The sequence below is a fragment of the Teichococcus aerophilus genome, assembly GCF_014490485.1.
Classification (GTDB): domain Bacteria; phylum Pseudomonadota; class Alphaproteobacteria; order Acetobacterales; family Acetobacteraceae; genus Pseudoroseomonas; species Pseudoroseomonas aerophila.
Map to the genome: position 1 here is coordinate 1 of NZ_JACTVA010000026.1, position 17,254 is coordinate 17,254.

General features: G+C 68.6%; 19 protein-coding genes, 1 tRNA gene and 1 pseudogene. 14 read left to right on the plus strand and 7 right to left on the minus strand.

Annotation, left to right across the window (positions count from 1 at the left end; all coding sequences use genetic code 11):
* Positions 1-972, plus strand: a 972-nt coding sequence (locus IBL26_RS14520; RefSeq protein WP_456316408.1) for a capsular polysaccharide export protein, LipB/KpsS family, incomplete at its 5' end; no start/stop codon positions are given.
* Between the two features lie 243 nt (positions 973-1,215).
* Here IBL26_RS14520 and IBL26_RS14525 read toward each other — a convergent pair.
* Positions 1,216-1,398, minus strand: a complete 183-nt coding sequence (locus IBL26_RS14525; RefSeq protein ID WP_187785223.1) for a CsbD family protein — start codon at positions 1,396-1,398, stop codon at positions 1,216-1,218.
* Positions 1,399-1,700: 302 nt separating this feature from the next.
* On the opposite strand from IBL26_RS14525, the gene ffh reads away from it, so the two are divergent.
* The 10 genes and pseudogenes from ffh (at position 1,701) to IBL26_RS14575 (ending at position 10,347) form a co-directional block, all read left to right on the plus strand.
* Positions 1,701-3,089 (plus strand): signal recognition particle protein, encoded by a 1,389-nt coding sequence (gene ffh / locus IBL26_RS14530; protein ID WP_187785224.1) that lies wholly within the window; start codon positions 1,701-1,703, stop codon positions 3,087-3,089.
* A 31-nt stretch (positions 3,090-3,120) separates the two neighbouring features.
* Positions 3,121-3,459: a 30S ribosomal protein S16 gene (gene rpsP, locus IBL26_RS14535; RefSeq protein ID WP_187785225.1), complete on the plus strand. Its 339-nt coding sequence runs from the start codon at positions 3,121-3,123 to the stop codon at positions 3,457-3,459.
* Between the two features lie 33 nt (positions 3,460-3,492).
* Positions 3,493-3,990 (plus strand): annotated as a pseudogene (gene rimM, locus IBL26_RS14540) (ribosome maturation factor RimM); the annotation flags it as partial.
* 128 nt (positions 3,991-4,118) lie between these two features.
* On the plus strand, positions 4,119-4,853 hold the full coding sequence (trmD, locus tag IBL26_RS14545; RefSeq protein ID WP_187785227.1) for a tRNA (guanosine(37)-N1)-methyltransferase TrmD: 735 nt from the start codon (positions 4,119-4,121) through the stop codon (positions 4,851-4,853).
* A 28-nt stretch (positions 4,854-4,881) separates the two neighbouring features.
* On the plus strand, positions 4,882-5,265 hold the full coding sequence (gene rplS, locus IBL26_RS14550) for a 50S ribosomal protein L19 (protein ID WP_187785228.1): 384 nt from the start codon (positions 4,882-4,884) through the stop codon (positions 5,263-5,265).
* Positions 5,266-5,662: 397 nt separating this feature from the next.
* The gene (locus IBL26_RS14555) at positions 5,663-6,394 is read left to right on the plus strand and encodes a class I SAM-dependent methyltransferase (protein ID WP_187785229.1); all 732 of its coding nucleotides are present in this window, start codon (positions 5,663-5,665) and stop codon (positions 6,392-6,394) included.
* Between the two features lie 241 nt (positions 6,395-6,635).
* The gene (leuC, locus tag IBL26_RS14560; protein ID WP_187785230.1) at positions 6,636-8,054 is read left to right on the plus strand and encodes a 3-isopropylmalate dehydratase large subunit; all 1,419 of its coding nucleotides are present in this window, start codon (positions 6,636-6,638) and stop codon (positions 8,052-8,054) included.
* A gap of 3 nt (positions 8,055-8,057) precedes the next feature.
* The gene (gene leuD, locus IBL26_RS14565) at positions 8,058-8,669 is read left to right on the plus strand and encodes a 3-isopropylmalate dehydratase small subunit (RefSeq protein WP_187785231.1); all 612 of its coding nucleotides are present in this window, start codon (positions 8,058-8,060) and stop codon (positions 8,667-8,669) included.
* Positions 8,670-9,004: 335 nt separating this feature from the next.
* Positions 9,005-10,117 (plus strand): 3-isopropylmalate dehydrogenase, encoded by a 1,113-nt coding sequence (gene leuB / locus IBL26_RS14570; protein WP_187785232.1) that lies wholly within the window; start codon positions 9,005-9,007, stop codon positions 10,115-10,117.
* 153 nt (positions 10,118-10,270) lie between these two features.
* A tRNA-Arg gene (locus IBL26_RS14575) sits at positions 10,271-10,347 on the plus strand.
* A gap of 227 nt (positions 10,348-10,574) precedes the next feature.
* On the opposite strand, the gene IBL26_RS14580 is transcribed toward IBL26_RS14575, so the two are convergent.
* The 6 genes from IBL26_RS14580 to IBL26_RS14605 form a co-directional block, all read right to left on the minus strand.
* Positions 10,575-10,988, minus strand: coding sequence for a DUF3775 domain-containing protein (locus tag IBL26_RS14580; protein WP_187785233.1), 414 nt, complete (start codon positions 10,986-10,988; stop codon positions 10,575-10,577).
* Positions 10,989-11,025: 37 nt separating this feature from the next.
* Positions 11,026-11,277: a hypothetical protein gene (locus tag IBL26_RS14585; protein WP_187785234.1), complete on the minus strand. Its 252-nt coding sequence runs from the start codon at positions 11,275-11,277 to the stop codon at positions 11,026-11,028.
* Between the two features lie 69 nt (positions 11,278-11,346).
* Positions 11,347-11,541, minus strand: coding sequence for a hypothetical protein (locus tag IBL26_RS14590; protein WP_187785235.1), 195 nt, complete (start codon positions 11,539-11,541; stop codon positions 11,347-11,349).
* 35 nt (positions 11,542-11,576) lie between these two features.
* Positions 11,577-12,149 (minus strand): HPF/RaiA family ribosome-associated protein, encoded by a 573-nt coding sequence (locus tag IBL26_RS14595; RefSeq protein ID WP_187785236.1) that lies wholly within the window; start codon positions 12,147-12,149, stop codon positions 11,577-11,579.
* Positions 12,150-12,158: 9 nt separating this feature from the next.
* Positions 12,159-13,238, minus strand: a complete 1,080-nt coding sequence (locus tag IBL26_RS14600; RefSeq protein WP_187785237.1) for a baeRF3 domain-containing protein — start codon at positions 13,236-13,238, stop codon at positions 12,159-12,161.
* Between the two features lie 942 nt (positions 13,239-14,180).
* Complete coding sequence (locus tag IBL26_RS14605; RefSeq protein ID WP_187785238.1) at positions 14,181-14,867, minus strand: type 1 glutamine amidotransferase domain-containing protein; 687 nt, start codon at positions 14,865-14,867, stop codon at positions 14,181-14,183.
* Positions 14,868-15,175: 308 nt separating this feature from the next.
* On the opposite strand from IBL26_RS14605, the gene IBL26_RS14610 reads away from it, so the two are divergent.
* From IBL26_RS14610 to IBL26_RS14620, 3 genes are all read left to right on the plus strand, one after another.
* Positions 15,176-15,778: a TetR/AcrR family transcriptional regulator gene (locus tag IBL26_RS14610; RefSeq protein WP_187785239.1), complete on the plus strand. Its 603-nt coding sequence runs from the start codon at positions 15,176-15,178 to the stop codon at positions 15,776-15,778.
* 206 nt (positions 15,779-15,984) lie between these two features.
* Positions 15,985-16,533 carry a sigma-70 family RNA polymerase sigma factor gene (locus tag IBL26_RS14615; RefSeq protein WP_187785240.1) on the plus strand — a complete coding sequence of 183 codons (549 nt, stop codon included), beginning with the start codon at positions 15,985-15,987 and terminating at the stop codon, positions 16,531-16,533.
* Positions 16,530-17,216: an anti-sigma factor gene (locus IBL26_RS14620; RefSeq protein WP_187785241.1), complete on the plus strand. Its 687-nt coding sequence runs from the start codon at positions 16,530-16,532 to the stop codon at positions 17,214-17,216. Before IBL26_RS14615 ends, IBL26_RS14620 begins: the two co-directional genes overlap by 4 nt.
* The last annotated feature ends 38 nt before the right edge of the window (positions 17,217-17,254 follow it).

A 17,254-nucleotide genomic window follows, 5' to 3' on the forward strand; every position in this document is an offset into this window, starting at 1 on the left:
GCCGGGGCGCGGCTGCGGCAGGCGGGCGAGGGGCGGGAGGTCGCCATTGCCGCCTGGGCCCGCGCCGTGCCGCCCGGCTACCGCGAGGCCTGCGCCGCCGCCGGGCTGCGGCTGCTGACGGTGGAGGATGGCTTCGTCCGTTCCCGCGGCCTGGGCGCCCGCTTCCTGCCCGGTGCGTCCTACGCGGTGGATGGGGAGGGCATCTATTACGACCCCGCCACCCCCAGCGCGCTGGAGCGCATCCTGGCCGAGGCAGAGTTCCCGCCGGCTCTGCTGGCGCGCGCGGCGGCGCTGCGGCAGGCGATCGTCGGCCGGGGGGTGACCAAGTACAATTTGTCGGGCACCGCGCCGGTGATCCCTCCCACGCCGGGCCGGGCGCGGCTGCTGGTGCCGGGGCAGGTGGAGGACGATGCCTCCGTCCGGCTGGGCGGCGGCGCCATCCAGGGCAACCTGGCGCTGCTGCGCGCTGTGCGGGCGGCGCATCCCGACGCCTATATCCTCTACAAGCCGCACCCGGATCTGGAGGCGGGCTTCCGCAAGGGGCACGTGGCCGCCAGCGCCCTGGCGTCGGTGGCGGACCAGGTGGTGGCGCAGGCGCCGATCGCCGGGCTGCTGGGGCAGGTGGATGCGGTGCATACCCTGACCTCGCTGAGCGGCTTCGAGGCGTTGCTGCGCGGCATTCCGGTGGTGACCTGGGGCCGGCCCTTCTACGCCGGCTGGGGTCTGACGGAGGACCGCAACCCGCCGCCGCGCCGGGGCCGGCGGCTGGAGCTGGATGCGCTGGTGGCCGCCACGCTGATCCTGTTCCCCCGCCAGGTGGACCCGGTGACCGGGCTGCCCTGCCCGCCGGAGGTGATCCTGGAACGGCTGGGCGACCCGGCGGCCTGGCGGACGCCGCGCCGGTCGCTCTACCGGGGCGCGGAGGGGTGGGTGCGCAGCCAGGTGGCGCGGGTGCGGGACTGGGTGGGCTGAACGGGCGTGGCAGGGAGGCCGGGGGCGGAATGTCCCGGGCTTCCTGCTCTGTCTTTGCGGGTTCGGCGCGGCGAGCCGCGAGGGCTTTATGAGGCGATGGGAAGGGGGCCGGATGATCCTTTCCGGCGGATATCTTTTTCTCCAGGTGGCGCTTTCACGCTCCGGAAGAGGGCCCGGAACGGCGAAACGCCGCCCGGGGTCTCCCCCGGACGGCGTCTCCTTCCCGTACAGGAGGAAGGTCGCTTACTTCTTCACGGCGTCGCGCACGTCGTCCTTGGCCTTGCCGACGGCGCTCTGCGCCTTGCCGGCATTCTTCTCCGCCATGCCTTCGGCCTGGGTGGAGGTGCTGCCGGTCACCTTGCCGGCCACTTCCTTCACCGCGCCCTTGACCTGCTTGGCGGCGCCTTCGATGCGATCTTTGTCCATAAGGGTATCCTCCATATTGTGCGTGAGCGGCCAGGCCGATCACGGCCGGTGGCGGATGCCCCGGTCTGCCGATAAAACGACCAGCCTTAGCCAGGGTTGCGGGCACCGGCCGGCTTTTCCTTGACCCTTTCCCCCCGTCTGGGCTAAACGCTGCGGCCTTATCCGGACTCGTCCGGGTTGGCTTGTTGGTTGGTGTGGTCCATGAGACGCCCGGCTCCGTCGCTCCGCGAAGACTCGCGCAGCGGCGCGTTTTGTTTTGGGCGGATGCCATCGCATCCGCGGCATGAGGGGTAACGGCGTCCGTGTTCGAGGCTTTGTCGGGCAAGCTGAACGGGGTTTTTGATCGGCTGCGCCGCCGTGGCGCGCTGACCGAAGCCGACGTGGCCGAGGCGTCGCGGGAAGTCCGCATCGCCCTGCTCGAAGCCGACGTGGCGCTGCCGGTGGTCAAGGACATCGTCTCCAAGGTGCGCGAGCGCGCCGTGGGGGCCAATGTCATCAAGTCGGTCTCGCCGGCCCAGCAGGTCATCAAGATCGTCAATGACTGCCTGGTGGAAGCACTGGGCGGTGGCGAGGGCGTGGAGCAGGCGCCGCCGGGCATCAGCCTGCAGGCCGCCTCGCCCGTGCCGATCCTGATGATCGGCCTGCAGGGCTCGGGCAAGACCACCACCTCCGGCAAGATCGCGCTGCGGCTGCGCACGCGCGACAAGAAGAAGGTGCTGCTGGCGTCGCTGGACGTGCACCGCCCGGCGGCCCAGCTTCAGCTGGAGACCCTCGCAAAGCAGGCGGGCGTCGCCAGCCTGCCGATCGTCGCCGGCCAGACGCCGCTGCAGATCGCGGCGCGCGCCATGGAAGTGGCGCGGGGCGAGCTTTACGACGTCGTCATCCTCGATACCGCCGGCCGCCTGTCGATCGACGAGGCGCTGATGGACGAGGTCGCCGCCGTGAAGGCCGCGACCCGCCCGCATGAAAGCCTGCTGGTCGTCGATGCGATGACCGGCCAGGACGCGGTGCAGACCGCGCGGGCCTTCAACGAGCGGGTCGGCATTACCGGCATCGTCATGACGCGCGTCGATGGCGATGCGCGCGGCGGTGCGGCGCTCTCGATGCGGGCCGTGACCGGCGCGCCGATCAAGCTGCTGGGCGCGGGCGAGAAGCTCGAGGCCCTGGAAGACTTCCACCCGGACCGGATCGCCAGCCGTATTCTCGGCATGGGCGATATCGTCTCCCTGGTGGAGAAGGCGGCGGAGACCATCGACCGCGCCGAGGCCGAGAAGATGGCCGCGAAGATGCAGAAGGGTCAGTTCGACCTGGAAGACTATGCTTCGCAGCTCAAGCAGATCGGCAAGATGGGTTCTCTCTCCGGCATCCTCGGCATGCTGCCCGGCATCGGCAAGATGAAGGCGCAGCTGGAGAACGCCAATCTCGACAACACGCTGCTCAAGCGCCAGGCCGCCATCATCGGCAGCATGACGCCCAAGGAGCGGCGGAACCCCGACATCCTGAAGGCCTCCCGCAAGAAGCGCATCGCCGCTGGCGCGGGGGCGACCGTTCAGGACGTGAACCGGCTGCTGAAGCAGTTCGACGATATGTCCGCGATGATGAAGCGGATGAGCAAGCTCGGCCAGAAAGGGCTGATGCGCGGCGGTTTGGGCGCGCTTCTTCCCGGGGCCGGGGGCAAGCGCCCCTTCTAGTTTTCATAGACCAACACAGGAACTGATCCTTATGGGCCTGAAGATCCGCCTCGCGCGCGCCGGTGCCAAGAAGCGCCCCTACTACCACATCGTGGTGGCCGACAGCCGTTCGCCCCGCGACGGCCGCTTCATTGAGAAGGTTGGCAGCTACAACCCGATGCTGCCGGCCGACCATGCCGAGCGCATCCGCCTGTTCGACGAGCGCATCAAGCACTGGCTGCAGCACGGCGCCGTTGCCACCGACCGCGTCGCCAAGTTCCTCGGCAAGGCCGAGCTGGCGCCGATGCCGGTGTTCCGCGAGCAGCCGAAGCAGTCGCTGCCGAAGAAGAAGGCGCAGGAGCGCGCCGCCGCCGCCGCCGCGGCCGGCTGAAGACAGACGGACGCAGGGTAGCAGCCAGACGCCATGGCCACGCAACGCATCCTGGTGGGGGAGATCGGACGGCCGCACGGTGTGCGGGGGCTCGTCCGTGTCCAGTCCTTCACCGCGCAGCCGGCGGATATCGCCGGCTATGGCCCGCTCTCGGATGAGAGCGGGGGGACGGTGTTCGTGCTGCACTGGCTGGCCGATGGCCTGGCCCGCATCGATGGCGTCGCCGACCGCGACGCCGCCGCGAAGCTGACCGGGACCCGCCTGTATGTGGACCGCGACAGCCTGCCGCCGCCGGATGACGACGAGTTCTACCTCTCCGACCTGATCGGCCTGGCCGCCCGCGATGCGGACGGGCAGGAGATCGGCCAGGTGCGGGCGGTGGAGGATTTCGGCGCCGGTGCCTTCCTCACCATCCTCAACGAGGCTGGCAAGGAAGTGCTGCTTCCCTTCACCAAGGCCGCCGTGCCCGAGGTGAAGGTGGCGGAAGGCTGGCTGGTGGTGCTGCTGCCGGTGGATGGCGCGCTGCCCGAGGGTGCGACGCAGGAAGACCCGGGGCCGCAGGGCGCCATGTCGTCCGGGGAGGCGCCGAACGCGCTGCCCCGCCGGCAGGACGTCGCGCGCCGGGGCAACCCGCGGCCGCCACGCGGGGGCGTCGTCGGATGAGCTGGCACGCCACGGCGCTGACGCTGTTTCCAGAGATGTTCCCGGGCACGCTCGGGCACTCGCTGGCCGGCCGCGCGCTGCGCGAGGAGAAGTGGAGGCTGGACACGCTCCAGATCCGCGACTTCGCGACGGACAAGCACCGCACCGTGGACGATACCCCCTGTGGGGGTGGCGCCGGCATGGTGATGCGGCCGGACGTGGTGGATGCGGCCTGTACCGCCGCGCAACAGATGTCCGCCCTGGCCGATGGCCAGGAGCGCCCGCTGGTCTACCTGACCCCCCGTGGCCGCCTGCTGGACCAGCAGGTGGTGCGGGAGCTGGTGGCCGGCCCGGGCGTCATCCTGGTCTGCGGCCGCTATGAGGGGCTGGACCAGCGGGTGATCGAGAAGCGCGGCATGCGCGAGATCTCGGTCGGAGACTATGTGCTGAGCGGAGGCGAGCCTGCGGCCCTGGTGCTGCTGGATGCCTGCGTGAGGCTGCTGCCGGGTGTCATGGGCGGGGCGACGAGCGCGGAGGAGGAGAGCTTCTCCGAAGCCGGGGCGCCGCTGCTGGAATATCCGCATTATACGCGGCCGGTGGAATGGGAAGGTCGGGTCGTGCCCGATGTCCTGCTCTCCGGCCACCACGCCGAGGTGGCGCGCTGGCGCCGTGGCATGGCGGAGGCGGCGACGCGCGAGCGGCGGCCGGATCTCTGGTCGCGCCGCACCCCGGCGGGGGCTTTTTCACATTGAACGCCTTTATTTTCGAAGGACTGAACCGATGAACCTGCTGCAGCAGTTCGACGCCGAGCAGAAGGACCGTCTGCTCTCCGCCCGCGCCGTGCCGGAATTCGCCGCTGGCGACACCGTCCGCGTGATGGTGAAGGTCGTGGAAGGTGAGCGCACCCGCACCCAGGCTTACGAGGGCGTCGTGATCGCGCGCTCCAACAAGGGCCTGCACAGCAACTTCACCGTCCGCAAGCTGTCCTACGGCGAGGGCGTGGAGCGCGTGTTCCCGCTGTACTCCCCGAACATCGCCGAGATCGCCGTGCTGCGCCGCGGTAAGGTTCGCCGCGCGAAGCTGTACTACCTGCGTGGCCGTACGGGTAAGTCCGCCCGCATCGCCGAGAAGGCCGCGCCGCGCGGTGAGAAGGCCGGCGCCTGATTGCGGCACCGCCCGGGGTTTCCCGGGTGGCCGTCCTTCGGGATTGAGAAGCAGACGCCGCCCCATTGTGGGCGGCGTTTGTCGTTTGGGGGGAAGGCCGGGGAAGGAATTCCCCAGACCCCTTCTTTTCTTTTTCGAGTTTGGCGTGGTGCTTCAGGGCTGAGAGCGGACGCTGCTGGATGATTCTAATCATGGGCCACAAGGGCTGAACCGTCAGTCGCCGGAGGTCTAAGACCTCCGGCGCACCCAGCCGTCTCTTAGGCTCAACCCATCAACAGCCACGCCCAAAACTTGAAGAAAGAAAAGAAGGGGTCTGGGGAATTCATTCCCCAGCCTTCCCCTCCCCGTCTCGATTCGCCGTAAGCTGCCGGCGGCAGGGAGAGGGAGCGGCGAGGCGATGGCGCAGAACATCTATGATGAGCCCGGGTTCTTTGCCGGCTACAGCCAGCTTGGCCGTTCCGTGCAGGGGCTGGAGGGGGCGGCGGAGTGGCCGGCGGTGCGGGCGATGTTGCCGGACATGCACGGGCTGCGGGTGGTGGATCTGGGCTGTGGCTTCGGCTGGTTCTGCCGGTGGGCGGCGGGGCAGGGTGCGGCGTCCGTGCTGGGGCTGGACCTGTCCGAGAAGATGCTGGCACGGGCGCGGGCGAGCACTACCGAGGCGGGCGTGGCCTATGAGCGGGCGGACCTGGAGCAGCTGGAGCTGCAGGAGGGTGCGTACGACCTCGCCTATAGTTCGCTGGCTTTGCACTATGTGGAGGATGCGGGGCGGTTGTTCGGCACGGTGCACCGGGCGTTGGCGCCGGGTGGGCGGTTCGTGTTCTCGACCGAGCATCCGATCTACATGGCGCCGGACCGGCCGGGCTGGGAACTGGATGGGGAGGGCCGCAAGGTCTGGCCGCTGAACCGGTATCTGGTGGAGGGGCAGCGGCGGACGGACTGGCTGGCGCCAGGGGTGGTGAAGTACCACCGGATGCTGGGCACGACGCTGAACCTGCTGATCGAGGCCGGCTTCGGGCTGCGGCGGGTGGAGGAATTCTGCCCCAGCCCGGCCCAGCTGGAGGCCCACCCGGAATGGGCGGAGGAGCTGGAGCGGCCGATGTTCCTGCTGGTTTCGGCGACGCGTGGCTGAGGCGGGGTGTTCTTTCGGCTCCTTGCCTCGAAGGGCTGATCCACGAAAGATTAAGACCCTTTTCAGCCGCGTTCGCGACAGTTATGTGCTGGGAAGGGGGGAGGATCGCGTCTGCCACGGTGGCGGGCGGCCTGACCCGGTGCTTCAATAGGGCAGGTGGTGGCGCCATATGTGTCGCTTCTGCCCCCGCGCCACCTGCCCGTGGCGTCCTGTTGTGTCTTTTGCCCTGAGGTAAACGCCGATGTCGGCCACGAAGCCGCGTACGCTCTACGACAAGATCTTCGACGCCCACCTGGTCGAGACCCTTCCGGACGGCACCGCGCTTCTCTACATCGACCGCCACCTCGTGCATGAGGTGACCAGCCCGCAGGCCTTCGAGGGGCTGCGCATGGCGGGCCGCCCGGTGCGCCGGCGCGAGGGCACGATGGCGGTGATCGACCACAACATCGCCACCGATGAGAGCCGCTACACCGGCCGCATCGAGGACCCCGAGAGCCGCCTGCAGGTCGAGACGCTGGAGAAGAACGTCGCCGAGTTCGACGTGCCCTATATCCCGCTGACCGACGCCCGCCAGGGCATCGTGCACGTGGTGGGGCCGGAGCAGGGGCTTTCCCTGCCGGGCATGACCATCGTCTGCGGCGACAGCCATACCTCTACCCACGGCGCCATGGGCGCGCTGGCTTTCGGCATCGGTACCTCCGAGGTCGAGCACGTGCTGGCGACGCAGACGCTGCTGCAGAAGCGCGCCAAGAACATGCGCGTGACGGTGGATGGCGTGCTGCCGAAGGGCTGCACGGCGAAGGACATCGTGCTGGCCATCATCGGCAAGATCGGCACGGCCGGTGGCACTGGGCATGTGATCGAGTTCGCCGGTTCCGCCATCCGGGCGCTGGACATGGCCGGGCGCTTCACGGTCTGCAACATGTCGATCGAGGGCGGGGCGCGCGCCGGCATGATCGCGCCGGACGAGACCACCTTCGAGTATGTGAAGGGGCGGCCCTTCGCGCCGCAGGGCGAGGCGCTGGAGCGGGCGATCGCGTGGTGGAAGTCGCTGCCTTCGGATGAAGGTGCGCATTTCGATACCGAGGTGGTGCTGGACGCCGCCGAGATCGTGCCGATGGTGAGCTGGGGCACCAGCCCCGAGGACGTGCTGCCGATCACCGCCGTGGTGCCGGACCCGGCCAGCGCCAAGGACGAGGCGCGGCGGGACCAGCTGCAGCGCATGGTCGAGTATATGGGCCTGACGCCGGGTCAGAAGCTCTCCGACCTTAAGGTGGATGTCGTGTTCATCGGCAGCTGCACCAACAGCCGGATCGAGGACATCCGGGCGGCCGCGGATATCGTGCGCGGCAAGGCGGTGGCGCCGGGCGTGCGCGCCATGGTGGTGCCGGGCTCCGGCCTGGTGAAGAAGGCGGCGGAGGCCGAGGGGCTGGACGCGGTGTTCAAGAATGCCGGCTTCGAGTGGCGGGAGGCCGGGTGCAGCATGTGCCTGGGCATGAACCCGGACAAGCTGACGCCGGGCCAGCGCTGCGCCAGCACCAGCAACCGCAATTTCGAGGGCCGCCAGGGCCCCGGCGGCCGCACCCACCTGCTGAGCCCCGCGATGGCGGCCGCCGCCGCCATCACCGGGCACCTGACCGACGTGCGGGAGATGGCCTGAACCATGGACGCCTTCACCACCCTGACGGGCATCGCCGCGCCGCTGCCGATGGCCAATGTCGATACCGACAAGATCATCCCGGCGCGCTTCCTCAAGACCATCCAGCGCACCGGCCTGGGCAAGGCCGCCTTCGCCAACCTGCGCTACAACGAGGATGGCAGCGAGAACCCGGATTTCGTGCTGAACAAGGAGCCGTACCGGAAGGCGGAGATCCTGATCGCGCATGAGAATTTCGGCTGCGGTTCCTCCCGCGAGCATGCGCCGTGGGCGTTGCTGGATTTCGGCATACGCTGCGTCATCGCGCCGGACTTCGCCGACATCTTCCACAACAACAGCTTCAAGAACGGCATCCTGCCGATCAAGCTGCCGCGCGAGATCTGCGACCAGCTGATGGAGGATGCGCGCATGGGCGAGAATGCGCGCATCAGCATCGACCTGGAGCGCCAGGTGGTGGTGCGGCCGAACGGGGACGAGATTCCGTTCGAGATCGACCCGCTGCGTCGGCACCTGCTGCTCAATGGCCTGGACGATATCGGGCAGACGATGCAGCGCGGTACTGCGATCGACAGCTTCGAGGCCAGGCAGCAGGCGGCGCAGCCCTGGCTTTATGGGTGAGGGATGAGGCAGGCTGGGGGAAGGAATTCCCCCAGACCCCCATCTTTTTTCTGCGGGTTTTTGGTTGCGGCTCAAGGCCTGTGGCTGGGGCCTGGTGGCGAAGGCTGATTGAATAAAAGGCCGCGCGGGCTGAGGCGTCAGTCTCCAGAGACGGGGATTCTGTTGCGGCAAGACGGGAGACTTCTGCGGCTTCAGCGCCCGCGAAGACCCGCAAAAAGAAAAGAAGGGGTCCGGGGAATTCTTTCCCCGGGCTTTTTTGCAAGCACCTTGACCCAATCCGGTGATTCCGCCTGATTGGGGCTGTTCCACACGTCAGGAAAGAGACACCCACAAGCATGTCCGCGAACAAGAAGCTGCTGGTCCTCCCCGGCGACGGCATTGGCCCTGAGGTGATGCACGAGGTCCGCCGCGTCATCGACTGGATGGACCGCCGGCGGCATGTGAGCTTCGGCATCGAGGAAGGCCTGGTGGGCGGCGCGGCGCTGGAGGCCGAGGGTTCCCCGTGCCCCGACCGCACCGTGGAGCGGGCGCTGGCGGCCGATGCGGTGCTGTTCGGCTCCGTCGGCGGGCCGCGCTGGGACAGCCTGCCCTTCGACAAGCGGCCGGAGCTGGGCATCCTGCGCCTGCGCAAGGAGTTGGGGCTGTTCGCCAACCTGCGCCCCGCCATCGTGCTGGACCCGTTGGTCGATGCCTCCAGCCTCAAGCCTGACATCGTGCGCGGGCTGGACCTGATGATCGTGCGCGAGACGACGGGCGGCATCTATTTCGGCGAGCCGCGCGGCGTGGAGACCATGGCCAATGGCAAGCGCCGCGGCGTCGACACCGAGGTGTACACCGAGGACGAGATTGCCCGCGTGGCGCGCGTGGCCTTCGATCTGGCGGGCAAGCGCACGGGCCGCCTGACCAGCGTCGAGAAGGCGAATGTCATGCAGTCCGGCCGCCTGTGGCGCGCCGTGGTCAGCGAGATCGGCCGCGACGAGTTCCCGAATGTCGAGCTGAGCCACATGTATGCCGACAACTGCGCCATGCAGCTGGCCAACCGGCCGAAGCAGTTCGACGTGATCCTGGCCGGCAACCTGTTCGGCGACGTGCTGTCCGACCTGGCGGCGGCGCTGACCGGTTCGCTCGGCATGCTGCCCTCGGCGACGCTGGGAGCGCCGGATTCCTCCGGCCGCCGCAATGCGCTGTATGAGCCGATCCATGGCTCGGCGCCGGACATCGCGGGCAAGGGCATCGCCAATCCCTGCGCGCAGATGCTCTCCTTCGCCATGCTGCTGCGCTGGTCCTTCGGCATGGAGGAAGACGCGAAGATGATCGAGACGGCGGTGGAGAAGGTGCTGGCGGGTGGCCTGCGCACGGCCGACATCATGGGGCCGGGCACCGCGCGCGTCGGCACCAGCGTGATGGGCGATGCGGTGCTGCGGGAGTTGGACAAGCTCTCCGCCTGACGCATTGGTCTGACGGCCGCATGCGTGGCGCGAAACCCGGCCTGGTGCCGGGTTTCGTCGTTTTTGTGCCCTTGGTGGCGTGGGAGGGCAAAAAAAGATGCCGAACCCTGTTGCGCTCGGCGCCGCCGATGGGTATTCCCCGCCCACTGGTCGGCGCCCGTAGCTCAGCTGGATAGAGCACCAGACTACGAATCTGGGGGTCAGGAGTTCGAATCTCTTCGGGCGCGCCAGTCTTTCCTGAAAGTCATCAGGACGCGATCGAAAAGCCCGGCACGTGTGCCGGGCTTTTCGCGTTCCTGGGCATGGAGCCGGGTCAGCAAGGTCTCCTGGTCCGGTTGCCGCATCGGCGCGATCTTGCGCTGGCATGGGGCGAGGCGCCGGCATGCCTGAAGTGGTGTTGTGCCCGTGCGATGGGCTGGCTTCCGCGCGTGTCACTCGATGCCGTGCAGCGGTCATGCTACCGCCCGATCTCCTCGGCTGGCAGGCCGAATGCCGCGACGCCCTCTGCCAGGTAGTCGCCGAACAGTTCCATGTCGCCCAGATAGGTGGCGGCGGAGGCGTCCTGGTTGCGCTCCCTCGCCAGGCGCAGGGCCTCGTCCCATTGCGACACGTCGTAGTCGCCGCGGCCGATCCAGGTCAGGGCGATCAACGCCGCCTGCTCGTCCTCGTTCAGCTCGTTGATCAGGCCCTTCAGCGAGCCGGCCAGGGCGTCCGGGTCGTTCTCGTCGGGCACCTCCTCATCCTGCACGTCCTCGTTCGCCGCTTCCTCCTGCAACTCACCGGACGCGCGCGCGGCGTCGATGATGCTGGCGATGGTGGCGAGGCTGACGATCAGGTCCGTGTCGTCGTCCGGATCGGTGCGGTCGCTCATGCCTGTCCCCTGTCTTCCTGGTGCTATCGGCCCCTTGTCAGGGCCGTTCGTTCATCCGGCGGCCGCGGATCGGCGATATGTCGACCGGTCCGCCCAGCGCCTGGGCCAGTTCCGACGGGTCGCCGGCCTGGAACTCACCGGGAGCCACCGGCTCGGCGGCGGTTCCGGCGGCCGGGTCGTCGCCCCGCTCGCCCGCCATCTGCCCATGCGCCTGGCGCCGGGCCTGGGGATTGTCCTGAATGGGGTTCGCATCCGGTGCCGGTGCATCGTCCGGCCTGTCGTCATTCATGGTCCATTCTCCATGGCCTGAGGAAAACACAGGGTGCTTCCGGCGGCCGTCGCCGGCCGCCGGGCGCGGTCAGCGCCCGGGTTGCTCCGGGCCCTCCGTCTCGGCCTGCCCCTGCGGCTCGGCCGGCCGGGGGTGGCTGCCGGGAAGCTGCTCCAGCCGCTGCTTGACCGCCTTGTCCTCCGGCGTCAGCGGCGCCGGTCGCTGCACGGCCACGCCAGGGGGCACGGCGTCGCCGGGGTCTCGCTCGCCAGTTTCGGGAACCATGCTGCTCTCCATTGCACCGGCCGATCGGCCAGGGGTCATGAGGACTTGGCGGCCGCCACGCGGACCTTGGTGGCCGTCGGCCCGGCGCTGCCTTCTTCCTCCACGTAGTGCACCAGGTCGCCCTGCCGCAGGCTCGCGAAGTCGCCATCGGTGACGCTGTCGCGGTGGAAGTAGAGCTGCGTCCCGGTGTTGGTCAGCAGGAAGCCGTGGTCCTGGCCGGGCTCGATCAGCGCGATTTGCCCGGCCACGGCGGAGGCGCCGGGCTTCGAGGTATCCTGGCGCTGCTTGCCCTTATGCGCCTCCAGCTGCCGTTCCGCGGCCTTGAAGGCGTCGCGTACCGAGGTGCGGATATCCGGCCTGGCGTAGCGCTCCTTCGCCTTCTGCGGCTCACGCGAGACGGCGAGGTCGCGCCCGGGGACCGATAGCGTCACATGCACCTCGGGGACATTGCCGGTCTGGTGCTGCTGGTGCAGCGCCTCGACCGATACGCGGCAGGCGATGAGTTCGCTGTGGCGCGCGGCCAGCTTGTCGACATGCTGGCGGATCAGCGCCTCGATGTCGGCGGATGGCGGCAGGTTGTGGAATGCGATGTCGAGGGGGCGATCCATGTCTGCTCCTCAGTAACGGAGGGTGGCGGCGGCCGGCGAGGCGCGGGGGATGCGGGCACGCGGCACGGCATAGGCGCGGCCGCCATTGCGCAGCGTGACCGCGGCAACCTGGTTTAGCAGGTCCTCGTCCCGGCTATTCGGCCGGCCATGCGCGACCAGCGTGCTGCCCGGTTCGAACCGGCCCCACAGCGCCTCGTCGCCGGCGACGAGCAGGGCATCCACGCGGCCTTCCTCGGCGGCGGCCAGGATTTCCTCCAGCCGGATGGCGACGTTCGACGCGGCGTCGCCCAGCCGGGCCTCGACCTGCTGCAGCACGTCATCGACCGAGGCGTCCAGCGCCGGCTGCATCAGGTCCAGCGCCCGGCGCTGCAGCTCGGCCGGATGGAAGGCGTGCGGGTTCAGGATCAGGGATTCTTCGAGCAATTGCGGCAGGTTGGCCGCCTTGCGGAAATGCCCGCCGATCTTCGGCTCGGCGGCCAGGACGATCGGTGCCGTGTCGCTGCCGAGCCTGGTTTCCAGTGCGTGCAGCAGGTCCTTGAGGTCCATGGAAAGCGTGTCCGCGGTCTGCTGCGCGACGCCGTCTTCAGCGCCATGTTCCGCCGGTGGCATCGCGTCGGCGGCCGGGGGCGCGAGGTTCAGGTCCACCTCCTCGCTCTGGAAGGGCGTCATGCTGAACAGGCGGGCGCGGCCTTCCGAGAGGGCCAGCAGCCAGAAGCGGTGATTGCGGGCCACCAGCGGCAGTATCGGCTTGATGTTGAAATAGTGCCCGACGGTCAGGCTGCGCGGCATCTCCTCCGGCAGCGAGACCACCTCCCGCACATCGGTGCCGACGAAGAAGGCCAGGCAGGGGCTGCGGTGGGTGGCGAGGTCGAGGCCCTCCAGCTTCTCCCGCAGGAAGCCTGACACTGCCGATTGCGCCTCGGCGTCGAGGCCATGTTGCCCGAGCTTCTGCTCCAGCTCATCCAGCGTTTGGCGGATCTCGGCGGATTGCTGCCGGATGTCGCGCTGTGCAGGGCTCAACGGCAGATAGAGCGAGACGGCGGTGTCATGCCGCCCCGAGAGGCTGGTGATGGCGTTTTTGCCGAGCATGATCGCTCCTGCGTTGTGGCAAAAATTATGAAATCATACGAAAGTACTTATTGAATATTCTATGGATTAATTGGGGGTGTGGTGGAATTTCAGGATGAAAATAGAGTAAAATGGCGCTCGGAGGGATCCATGAGGGCCGGTGATAGAGTCGATGTCGATGCCAGAGCTGTGCTTTATCGGTCTTGAACCGTACATAAGGCCATCTCCTCTACAGATAGATCATCACACCAACCAGAAATACTCCAATGGGTTGCGTGGCCTGACGATCGAAACGCCGCGCCTGCGCGCGTTCGCATGGGCCGCGCTCGTGAGCCAGGCGGTGTTTCGGTTTGGGGCACAAGGAAGGCCGAGGAAGGAATTCCCCGGACCCCATCTTTTTTCTGCGAGTCTTTGGGGTGGATGACGGCGTCAGCTTTTCCGGGGCCAGCCCAGGGTGACGCCAGAAGCTGCCGGTTCAGTCCAGACGGCCTGTGACCTTTGTCGGGGCCGCACCTGCCGGTCCTGAGTCCAACGTGAACTGACAGGAAAAGATGGCGTAAACGTATACATCTACGCAGGGGAATTCCTTCCCCTGACCTTTCCTTCCACACTGAACCGAATGTCGATCAGCCCTAACGGTCTAGGAGGTCAGGAAGTCGGACCGTCTCGGCGGGCCAGCCTTCCTGACAGGGATCAGGAAGCTTTCGCAAAGCCTGGCGCCCATGCAGGGCTTTTCGCGTTTGGCGCGTCGCGCTTGGTTGTGGATCCGTGGTGGTGGGCGTGCGCTGGCTCACCGGCTTCCGTTTGCCCGGCCTGCCGCCACGTATGCGGCTGGGGTTTTTCCGGAGCTTCCTGTCAGAGGCGGGCGCGGGCCGGGGCGGTTGGGGCGCATGGCGACCTCCCGCGATGCCGCTGCTTGGCATCGCGGGAGGCCGGCCGCCTGCGCGGGATGAAGCCGGGCGCTCAGGCGGCTGCGGTGAGCGCCTTCAGCAGCAGCTCGGCCGCCGCCTGCGACGAACCGGGGTTCTGGCCGGTGATGAGCAGGCCGTCCTGGACCACGTAGGAGCCCCAGTCCGGGCCGCGCGAGAAGTGGCCGCCCTTGGCCACCAGTTCGTCCTCGACCAGGAACGGCACCACGTCGCTCAGCCCGACGGCGGCTTCCTCCGTGTTGGTGAAGCCGGTGACCTTCTTGCCCTCGACGAGCGGCCGGCCCTCGGGGGTCTGCACATGGCGCAGGACGCCGGGGGCGTGGCAGACCAGTGCGACGGGCTTGCCGGCACGCAGGAAGCTCTCGATCAGCCCGATGGAGGTCCGATCCTCCGCCAGGTCCCACAGGGGGCCGTGGCCGCCCGGGTAGAAGACCGTGTCGAACTGATCGTCCGAGACGTCCGATAGCGTCACGGTGTTGGCCAGTGCCGCCATGGCCGTGGCGTCCGCCTCGAAGCGGCGGGTGGCGTCGGTCTGGAAGTCGGGTTCGTTGCTCTTGGGGTCGAGCGGCGGACGGCCGCCCTTTGGCGAGGCGAGGGTGATCTCGGCGCCCGCTTTCAGGAGGGTGTAGTAGGGGGCAGCGAGTTCCTCGATCCAGAAGCCGGTCTTGCGGCCGGTGTCGCCAAGCTGGTCGTGCGATGTGAGGACGATCAGGGCCTTCATCGTAAATTCCTTCCATGTGCGGCGGGACCGGAGAGGCCCGCCAGGTGATGTGCCGCCAATTAAGTAGACCGGTCGTCTTGATAGCGAGCGCGGATGCGCTTCCTGGCTGGCTGGTCCAAAGCCCTGGCTGAGCTGATGGGACGGACAGTAAAGCCGATTAGACCGGTCGTCTAGTGGTTTTTGTGGCTAGCTTCGCGTTTGGATGGGGCGGCTGCCTGTCTGTCGAGGATGCGCCTGGCCTTGCTGTCCCGCCGGGAATGCGTATCAAGGCAATAGACGACTGGTCTAATCTATTGCAGAATGGCGTCATGTCACTCGCCACCCAAGAACACGGCGCCCGGACCACGATCCTCGGCACGGGCCAGAAGCTCATGGGCCGGAAGGGCTTCTCCGCCGTCGGCCTGACTGAGATCCTGAAGGATGCGGGCGTGCCCAAGGGCTCGTTTTACCATTACTTCGCCTCCAAGGACGCCTTTGGCGAGGCGATGCTCGTAGCCTATTTCGAAGCCTACCACGCGGAGATGGACGAGGTGCTCTCCCGCCCCGGCCTGACCGTGGCCGAGCGGCTGATGACGTATTGGGCCAACTGGCGCGAGAACCAGGGCGCCGATGACTGCCAGGGGCGCTGCCTCGCGGTGAAGCTCGGCGCCGAGGTGGCGGATCTCTCGGAGCCGATGCGCCTGGCCTTGAAGGCGGGGACGGACGGCATCATCGCGCGCCTGACGCGGGCGATCGGGGCCGGCGTCGAGGAAGGCTCGCTGGCGGTGAGGGAGCCCGCGGCGGATATCGCTGCCTCGCTCTACTCGCTCTGGCTGGGCGCCAGCGTCATGGCCAAGATCAGCCGCGTGCCCACGCCGTTCGACACGGCCCTGCGGACGACGCGGCGCGTGCTGGGTATCGGCGGCCGCTGAGCGTTCCGCTGTCCAGGCGCCGCCGCCGGTTCCAGGGCGAGGCCTTTCGACGCGGGGTGTTCAAGCCGCGCCGGAGGCAAGGACTGACCTGTCGGGCGGTGGCCGATGCGGGACCGGCGCGGCGTGAACCACAGGGCTGCATCTTGCCGGATCTTTGCGCCCTCAGGGCGGATGCGTCCGGGCTGCGGGTCGGCTAGGCTGCCGGCATGGCGGATATGAATCAGGCGTCGGACGGGGCCGCGGTCATCCTCGCCGTGGCGGCGGGGGAGGAGGGTGCGCTGCACCAGCTCTACCAGGCCCAGGCATCCCGTCTGTTCGGCATCGCCATGGGCATCCTGCGCGACCGCGATGCGGCGGCGGATGCGTTGCACGATACCATGCTCAAGGTCTCCGCCCGCGCTGCCCAGTTCGACCCGACGCGCGGCGAGGCCGGGGCCTGGCTGACCGGCATCATCCGCCATGCGGCGCTGGACCTGGCCCGGGCGCGCGGGCGGGAGGTACCGACCGACAACCCGATGCTGGGCGACAGCCTGGTCCACCCCGAGGCCCTGGAGCGGATCGCGGCCGCCCAGCAATCCGCCCGCCTGCGGGACTGCCTGGCGGCGCTGGAGACGCGCAACCGGGAGGGCATCGTGCTGGCCTTCGTGCACGGCTTCTCCCACGCGCAGATCGCCGCGCGGCTGGAATTGCCGCTCGGCACCGTCAAGGCATGGATCCGTCGTGGCCTGATCCGCTTGAAGGGATGCCTGTCATGATCCCGTCCGATCCCGAGGAGCTGGACCTGCTGGCGGCCGAGCATGTGCTCGGCACGCTGGATGCGCGCCAGACCGAGGAGGTGCGGCGGGCGCTGCCGGTCAACGCGGTTCTCCGCGCGGCGGTCGAGGCGTGGGAGGCCCGGCTGGTGCCCATGGCGGGGCTGGCGCTGCCCGAGGCGCCGCCGCCGGAGCTTTGGGGGCGGATCGAGACCTCGCTGGCGGCACGCGTGCCGGCCGCCGTCCGGCCGCTGCGCCGGGAGCGTTTCTGGAAGATCTGGTCGGTCGGCGCGACGGTGGTGGCGGCCGGGCTGGCGGCCTTCCTGGTGTTCCGGCCGGCCGAGCCGCCCCGCATGATGACGGTGCTGCTGACGGGCAGCGAGCAGCCGGCCTGGCTGGTGGAGGCGGAGGGCGGCGGGCTGCGCCTGGCGAGCCTGAATGCCCGCCCCGTCGAGGCCGGGAGGGTGCAGCAACTCTGGGCGCTGCCGCCGGGGGCGACGGCGCCGGTCTCGCTCGGGCTGATTCCGGCCGGGGCCAGCCGCGCCAACGTGGCGCCAGGGCTGGTGCAGCCGCAGGCGGGCATGCTGATCGAGATCACGCTGGAGCCGCCCGGCGGCTCGCCCACCGGGCGGCCGACCGGCCCGATCCTGTTCATCGGCCGGCTGGCGCGGGCCGGGCAGTCCTGACGGCCGCGCGGCGAATCTTTTTTCCTCCGGGCTGCATC